This is a genomic window from Nonomuraea sp. NPDC004580 (genome assembly GCF_040609855.1).
Taxonomy (GTDB): Bacteria; Actinomycetota; Actinomycetes; order Streptosporangiales; family Streptosporangiaceae; genus Nonomuraea; species Nonomuraea salmonea.
Genome location: NZ_JBEXLH010000022.1, coordinates 117,121 through 124,395 on the forward strand (window position 1 = coordinate 117,121; position 7,275 = coordinate 124,395).

The 7,275-nt window shown below is 69.1% G+C and carries 6 protein-coding genes; all 6 read right to left on the reverse strand.

Annotation, left to right across the window (positions count from 1 at the left end; genetic code table 11):
* Window positions 1-50 precede the first annotated feature (50 nt).
* Window positions 51-1,055 carry a TerC family protein gene (locus ABZW11_RS23325; RefSeq protein ID WP_355420526.1) on the reverse strand — a complete coding sequence of 335 codons (1,005 nt, stop codon included), beginning with the start codon at window positions 1,053-1,055 and terminating at the stop codon, window positions 51-53.
* A complete protein-coding gene (locus tag ABZW11_RS23330; RefSeq protein ID WP_355420529.1) occupies window positions 1,052-1,540 on the reverse strand; it encodes a hypothetical protein in 489 nt (162 codons plus the stop codon). Before ABZW11_RS23330 ends, ABZW11_RS23325 begins: the two co-directional genes overlap by 4 nt.
* A complete protein-coding gene (locus ABZW11_RS23335; protein ID WP_355420532.1) occupies window positions 1,540-3,030 on the reverse strand; it encodes an Nramp family divalent metal transporter in 1,491 nt (496 codons plus the stop codon). The genes ABZW11_RS23330 and ABZW11_RS23335 overlap by 1 nt, the downstream gene beginning before the upstream one ends.
* A gap of 79 nt (window positions 3,031-3,109) precedes the next feature.
* The gene (locus tag ABZW11_RS23340) at window positions 3,110-5,224 is read right to left on the reverse strand and encodes an acetate--CoA ligase family protein (protein ID WP_355420534.1); all 2,115 of its coding nucleotides are present in this window, start codon (window positions 5,222-5,224) and stop codon (window positions 3,110-3,112) included.
* Window positions 5,224-6,447, reverse strand: coding sequence for a formyl-CoA transferase (frc, locus tag ABZW11_RS23345; RefSeq protein ID WP_355420539.1), 1,224 nt, complete (start codon window positions 6,445-6,447; stop codon window positions 5,224-5,226). Before frc ends, ABZW11_RS23340 begins: the two co-directional genes overlap by 1 nt.
* Window positions 6,448-6,463: 16 nt before the next feature.
* The coding region (locus tag ABZW11_RS23350) for a thiamine pyrophosphate-dependent enzyme (RefSeq protein WP_355420536.1) at window positions 6,464-7,275 on the reverse strand (812 nt) is incomplete at its 5' end.

A 7,275-nucleotide genomic window follows, 5' to 3' on the forward strand; every position in this document is an offset into this window, starting at 1 on the left:
GGCGGTAAGGGGGCGGTCACCCTCGAACAGCAGCCTCCGCCCCCGCGCGTTCAGCGCTCCGCCGCCGGCTCCGGCTCCCCCTCCTTCTCAGTGCCTTCATCAGTGGCCTTCTCCGCCTTGGCGTCGCGTGCCGACTTGATCAGGCTGAGCACCGTCGTCACGGCGAGCGTGCCGACGATGACCCCGAGAGACACCAGGATCGGGATCTCCGGCGCCCACGGCACGCCGTCGTGGTGCAGCGCCTCGAGGATCAGCTTGACGCCGATGAAGGCCAGCACCACCGACAGGCCCTTGCTGAGGTAGACCAGCCGGTCCAGCAGCCCGCCGATGAGGAAGAACAGCTGGCGCAGCCCCATGAGGGCGAAGGCGTTGGCGGTGAAGACCAGGTAGGGCTCCTTCGTCAGCCCGAAGATGGCCGGGATGGAGTCCAGCGCGAACAGCAGGTCGGTGGTCCCGATGGCGACCATCACGATCAGCATCGGGGTGACCATCCTGCGGCCGTGGTGCACGGTCAGGCGGGCGCCGTGGTAGGTGTCCGTGGTCGGGAACACCCGGCGTACCGTGCGCAGCGCGATGTTCTCGGAGAACTCCGCCTCGTCCTCCTCGTGCCCGATCAGCTTCCACGCGGTGTAGACGAGGAAGGCGCCGAAGACGTAGAAGAGCCAGTCGAAGCGGGCCACCGCCTCCGCGCCGGCCGCGATGAAGCCGCCCCGCAGGAGCAGCGCCAGCACGATGCCGATGAGCAGCACCTTCTGGCGGTACTCCCGTGGCACCCGGAACCTGCTCATGATCAGCAGGAAGACGAAGAGGTTGTCCACGCTGAGCGAGTACTCGGTGATCCACCCGGCGAAGAACTCCCCGCCGTGCGCCGGGCCCGACAGCACGAGCAGGCCCACCCCGAAGGCCACCGCCAGGCAGACGTAGAGGCTCACCCAGCCCACGCACTCCTTGAACGAGGGCTCGTGGGGGTTGCGGGCGACGAGGTAGAAGTCGACAGCGAGCACGACACAGAAGCCGCCTATCGTGGCCAACCAGATCCACATGGGCAGATTCACCTACGTGCTCCCTTCTTCGCCTGCATCATCTGGGCGTAGCGGACGTACTGCTCCAGCAGCTCACTGGCGACGGGGTTGCCGCCGGCCACCCGCACCAGCCAGTGCGGCATGAGCCGCTCGTGCATCCACAGGAAGCCGATGGCGAAGCCGAGGCTGATCATCGCCTGGTACGCCAGGAACAGCGGCACCCCGTCGGCCATGCCGATCCCGGCCACGCTCTCCTGGAGCAGCCGCGAGAGGGGGAAGGCCGCCATCCAGTAGAGGCCGACGGGCCCGAACGTGCCCGGCCGGAACACGCCGTGGCCGAGGAGCACGCCGTACATGCCGCCGAAGAGGGCGAGCGGTGCGGCGAGCGCCAGGGCCGACAGCGCGGCCATCCCGATGGGCTGCCCCGCGAGCAGGGTCAGCCCACCGGCCATGGCACCGGCGACGGCTCCGATCGACGCCCCTGGCAGGGCGAGTTCGAAACTGTGCCGTCCGATCATCAGCCCACGACCACGCCGTAGGCGACCAGGCTGTAGAAGAGCATGCCCAGGTAGAACACCGCGCCGAAGCCGATGATGGCGTTCGACCACCACTTGGGCCTGATCGGTTTGGGCAGCATGCGGTTGTTCACCAGGAGCAGGGTCACGCAGTACGCGCCCATGGCGAACGTGGACAGGAACGCCAGCGTGTCCAGGATCCCGCTGGGACCGTCCGCCGGGCCGAACAGCAGGATCAGGATGCCGAAGAGGATCACGCCCCAGAGGAAGATGCCGTACAGGCGGGACATGCCCACCTTCTTCGCGCCGGGGATGAAGTTGTAGGTCATGTCGGCCTGACCGCGCGAGAACGAGTCGAACAGGCCCAGCGTCGCGTTGAGGCCGATCAGGGCGATGAACCCGAGGAACACGACCCCGAGCACCGAACTGCCCGCCGAGGAGACGGCGTTCGACATCGCGGTCAGCGCCACCTCCCGGTCGTCGCCCTGAATCGCCGTACGCACGGCGGGGTCGATCCGCACCGCGGCCTGGGCGATCACCGTGAAGGAGATGGTGACCAGCATGGTGATGCCCCAGAAGAGCAGCAGCGCGTCGAAGGTGACCCAGCGCCGCCAGCCCTTCCACTTGGCCATCTCGGCCGGGTCGGAGGTGTCGAACATGTACCCGCGGGTCGGCCGCTCCTCCTCGGAGGAGGCGTGCCGCAGCCCGACCACCTTCGGCTGGTGCACGCCCATGCCGGCGCCGGAGTCACGCAGGTGCAGCGTGTACCACATCTGCTGCATGCCCGACGGACCGGCGAAGGCGCAGGCGCCGACGATGACGGGGAACCACGCGGCCGACAGGGCCTCCGCCGGCAGGTAGCCGAAGGAGAACATGCCGCTGATCGTGGTGACCACGTCACCCCAGGAGCCGACCATGGCCGCGACCACGGCGGTGCCGAGCACGAGCGCCCCGATCAGCAGGGAGAGCACGTTCTCCAGCAGGTTGTAGATCACCTTGGCCAGGGTGAAGACCACGCCGACGAGGATCAACCCGGCGATCGCGGTCACCATCCAGGGTATTCCGGTGATCTCCTCGAACGCCGCCGCGCCCGCGGACAGGTGGCCGGGCCAGATGTAGACGGCGATCGCCACCACGAAGAAGAACCACATCAGCGGCTTGAACACCCTGGCCGCGCCGGAGAAGATGCTCTCCCCCGTGGCCATGGCGTAGCGGGCCATCTCCAGCATCACCACGGCCTGCAGGGTGACGCCGATCAGGAACAGCCACCTGATCTCGGGCCCGAACAGCAGCACCAGCCGGGGCCACATGTACGACTCGCCCATGCCCACGCCGAGCGCGACGAGGAACACCGTCGGCCCGATGAGGTGCACCGAGGGAGGCGCGTCGGGGAGCTTCCTGATGGGCATCGGCTCGAGCCGGCCCGCTTTCCATACTCGTTCGTCCTCGACCGGCGGCGTGGCCGTCGCCGGTGGTGTGTTCGATGTGTCCACCTACGGACCTCCTGGGGGGTTGTTGCCTTCCTCTGCGCCCCGAATTGCCCCCTCGCCTGGCGCTGCTGTGGCTCGGCTCTTAGCCCAGCAGCCCGGCAGCCCTGGCCCAGCGGTACTTCGCACCGAGGACCGCCACGGGCTTTTCCGTCGTGTACGGGTACGCGACCACGCCGTGCTCGAACAGGTACTCGCTGGCCTCCTCAACCTCGGTGTCGCCGGCCAGTGACGCCACGACCGGCTTGGTGTTGCCCTTCGCCCGCTCCTCGGCCACCACACGGGCGATGAGCTCGGCGAAGACCATCGGCGGCGTCACGATCGTGTGCCAGTAGCCGAGGACCAGCGCGTGGATGCGCTCGTCGCTCAGGCCGAGGCGGACCGTGTTCTCGTAGGTCGAGGGCGGTTCGCCGCCGGTGATGTCGATGGGGTTGCCCGCCGCTCCGAACGGCGGGATGTAGGCGCGGAAGGCCGCGTCCAGGTCGTCGGGGATGTCCATGAGGGTCAGCCCGGCGTCCACGATGGCGTCGGACAGCAGCACGCCGGAGCCGCCCGCGCCGGTGATGATGACGACGTTCTCGCCCTTGGGCGCGGGCAGGACGGGCAGCGCGCGGGCGTACTCCAGCATGTCGTTCAGCCCGGGGGCGCGCACCACGCCGGCCTGGCGCAGGATGTCGTCGTAGACCTTGTCGTCGCCGGCCAGCGCGCCGGTGTGGGAGCCGGCGGCCCGCGCGCCCATGGCGGTGCGGCCGGCCTTGAGCACGATGACCGGCTTCTCCTTGACCACGCGGCGGGCGGCGTCGACGAAGCCGCGCCCGTCCTTGAGGTCTTCGAGGTGCATGGCGACGGCCTTGGTGTTGTCGTCCTGCTCGAAGAAGGTCAGCAGGTCGTCCTCGTCCACGTCGGCCTTGTTGCCGACGCCGACGATGGCGGACACGCCCATCTTGGTGGTGCGGCTGAAGCCCAGGATGGCCATGCCGATGCCGCCGCTCTGCGAGGTCAGCGCCACGCTGCCGCGCACGTCGTACGGTGTGCAGAAGGTCGCGCAGAGGTTCTCCGGCGTGTAGTAGTAGCCGTAGATGTTGGGGCCGAGCATGCGCACGCCGTGCCTGCGGGCGATCTCCACGATCTCCTTCTGGCCCTCCACGTTGCCGGTCTCGGCGAACCCCGAGGGGATCATCACCGCGCCGGCCACGCCCTTCGCGCCGACCTCCTCCAGCGCCGGCGCCACGAACTTGGCCGGGATGGCGAAGACGGCCACGTCCACGTCGCCCGGCACGTCGCCGACGCTCTTGTACGCCTTGAGCCCCATGATCTCGTCGGCCTTGGGGTTGATCGGGTAGATCTGCCCCTGGTAGCCGCCGTTGATGAGGTTGCGCATGACCGAGTTGCCGATCTTGCCGGTCTCGGCGGAGGCGCCGATGACGGCGACCGAGCGCGGCTTGAAGATGCGGTTCATCTGCCGCAGGATCTCTTCGCGCGGCAGCCGCTCGACCTCGGGGGCGGGCCGGCCGATGATGATCCGCACGTCGGCGGCCACGGCGCCGTTCGCGTCGGCGAAGACGGGGTTGAGGTCCACCTCGACGATCTCGGGGATGTCGGTGACCAGCCGGCCGACGCGTTCGATGAGCGCCGCCAGCTCCTGGCGGTTGGCGGGTTCCGCGCCGCGGGCGCCCTTGAGCACGTCCGCCGCTCTGATGTCGTCCAGCATCGTCAGCGCATCATCGCCCGAAACCGGGGCAAGCCGGAAGGTCACGTCCTTAAGCACCTCGACCAGCACGCCGCCCAGGCCGAAGGCCACGACCTTGCCGAAGGTGGGGTCGGTGACCGCGCCGACGATGACCTCGTGGCCGCCGCCCACGAGCTGCTGCACCTGGATGCCGTCGATCGTCGCGTCCGGATCGTAGGCGCGGGCGTTGGCCAGGATCGTGGCGTAGCCCTCGCGTACCTCGTCGGCGCTCTTCAGGCCGACCAGCACGCCGCCGGCGTCCGTCTTGTGCAGGATGTCGGGCGAGACGATCTTCAGCACGACCGGGTACCCGATCTCCCCGGCCAGCCGGGCGGCCTCGTCGGCCGAGGTCGCCAGGCCCTCGCCGGGGGTGGCGATGCCGTACGCCTGGCACAGCTCGCGGCCCTCAGGAGCCGTCAGGGCCGTACGCCCCTCGGCCAGCGCCTTGTCGATGACGTCCCTGGCAGGCACTAGATGACTCCGTTCGTCTTGAGTTCGGCCAGCTCCTCGGCGCTCACGCCGATCTGGCGGTAGATCTCCTGGTTGTGCTCGCCGAGCAGCGGCGGCGTGCGGACGTCCACCGGCGAGTCCGACAGCTGCAGCGGGCTGCCCACCGTCACGAACTCGCCGCGCTCCGGATGGTCGACGGTGACGACGATGCCCTCCTCGCGCAGGCTCTGGTCCTCCACCAGCTCCCTGGTGGACAGGATCGGGCCGCACGGGATGTTCTCGGCGTTGAGCCGGTCGAGCACCGTCCACTTGTCGTGGCGGATCGTCCACTCCTCGATGAGCTGGAACATCTTGTCCAGCTTCGGCAGCCGGGCCTCCGGCGTCGCCCACTCGGGGTCGTCGGCCAGTTCCGGACGGCCGATGATGCCGGTGATCGGCTTCCAGCCGACCGGCTGGACGATGACGTAGATGTAGTCGTTCGGGCCGCCGGGCGCGCAGCGCACCGCCCAGCCGGGCTGGCCGCCGCCGCTGGCGTTGCCCGAGCGCGGCACCTCGTCGCCGAACGTCTTGTTCGGGTACTCGCGCAGCGGCCCGTGCGCCAGGCGCTGCTGGTCGCGCAGCTTCACGCGGCACAGGTTCAGCACGGCGTGCTGCATGGCCACCTGTACGCGCTGGCCGCGCCCGGTCTGGGTGCGCTGGTAGAGGGCGGCCAGGATGCCGGCCACCGCGTGGATGCCGGTGCCCGAGTCGCCGATCTGGGCGCCGGTGGCGAGCGGCGGGCCCTCCTCGAAGCCCGTCGTGCTCATCGAGCCGCCCATCGCCTGGGCGATCACCTCGTACGCCTTGAACTTGGCGTACCTGCCCTGGCCGAAGCCCTTGATCGAGGCGTAGATGAGGCGGGGGTTGAGCTCCTGCAGGCGCTCCCAGGAGAAGCCCATGCGGTCCACCGCTCCTGGGCCGAAGTTCTCCACCAGGATGTCGGCGCTCTTCACCAGCTCGGTGAAGATCTCCTTGCCGCGCTCGCTCTTCATGTTGAGGGTGATGCTGCGCTTGTTGCAGTTGAGCATCGTGAAGTACAGGCTGTCGACGCCGGGCACGTCGCGGAGCTGCTGCCGGGTGATGTCGCCGGTCGGGGCCTCCAGCTTCACCACGTCGGCGCCCAGCCACGCGAGCAGCTGGGTGGCCGACGGGCCGGACTGGACATGGGTCATGTCGAGGACGCGGACACCTTCGAGAGCCTTCATCTGCACCGTGATTCCCCTACTTGTACATGGTCTGGTTCATGGTTCCTGGCGCGTACACCTCTGGGTCGACCCAGACGTTGATCAGCGAGGGCTTGCCGGACTCGCGGGCCCGCTCCAGCGCCGGCCGGATCTCGGCGGGGTCGCGGACCTCCTCGCCGTAGCCGCCGAGCAGCTTGGCGAACTCGCCGTAGCGGATGTCGCCCAGCGTGTTGCCGACGCGGGCGCGGTCCTGGCCGTACTTGGCGGCCTGGCCGTACCTGATCTGGTTCATCGAGGAGTTGTTGCCGATGACGCCGATGAACGGCAGGTCGAAGCGGACCATGGTCTCGAAGTCCCAGCCGGTGAGGCTGAAGGCGCCGTCGCCGAACAGGCACAGCACCTCCTTGTCGCGGCGGGCCTGCTTGGCGGCCATCGCGAAGGCCATGCCGACGCCGAGCGTGCCGAGCGGGCCGGGGTCCATCCAGTGGCCCGGCGACTTGGGCTGCACGACCTGGCCGGAGAAGGTGACGATGTCGCCGCCGTCGCCGATGTAGATCGAGTCCTCGGTGAGGAACTCGTTGATCTCGTGGACCAGGCGGTAGGGGTCGATCGGCTGGGCGCCGGACAGCTGGCGGGGCAGCCGCTTCTCGTACGCCTGGGTCTCGACGTTGCGCAGCTCGTCCAGCCACTCCTTGCGGCGGGCCGCGCTGTTCTCCACCCGGCCGCTCGCGGCCTGCGCCACCGCCGACAGGACGAGCCCGGCGTCGCCGACGATGCCGAGGTCGATGTCGCGGTTCTTGCCGACCGTGCGGTAGTCGAGGTCGATCTGCACGACCTTGGCCGTCGGCG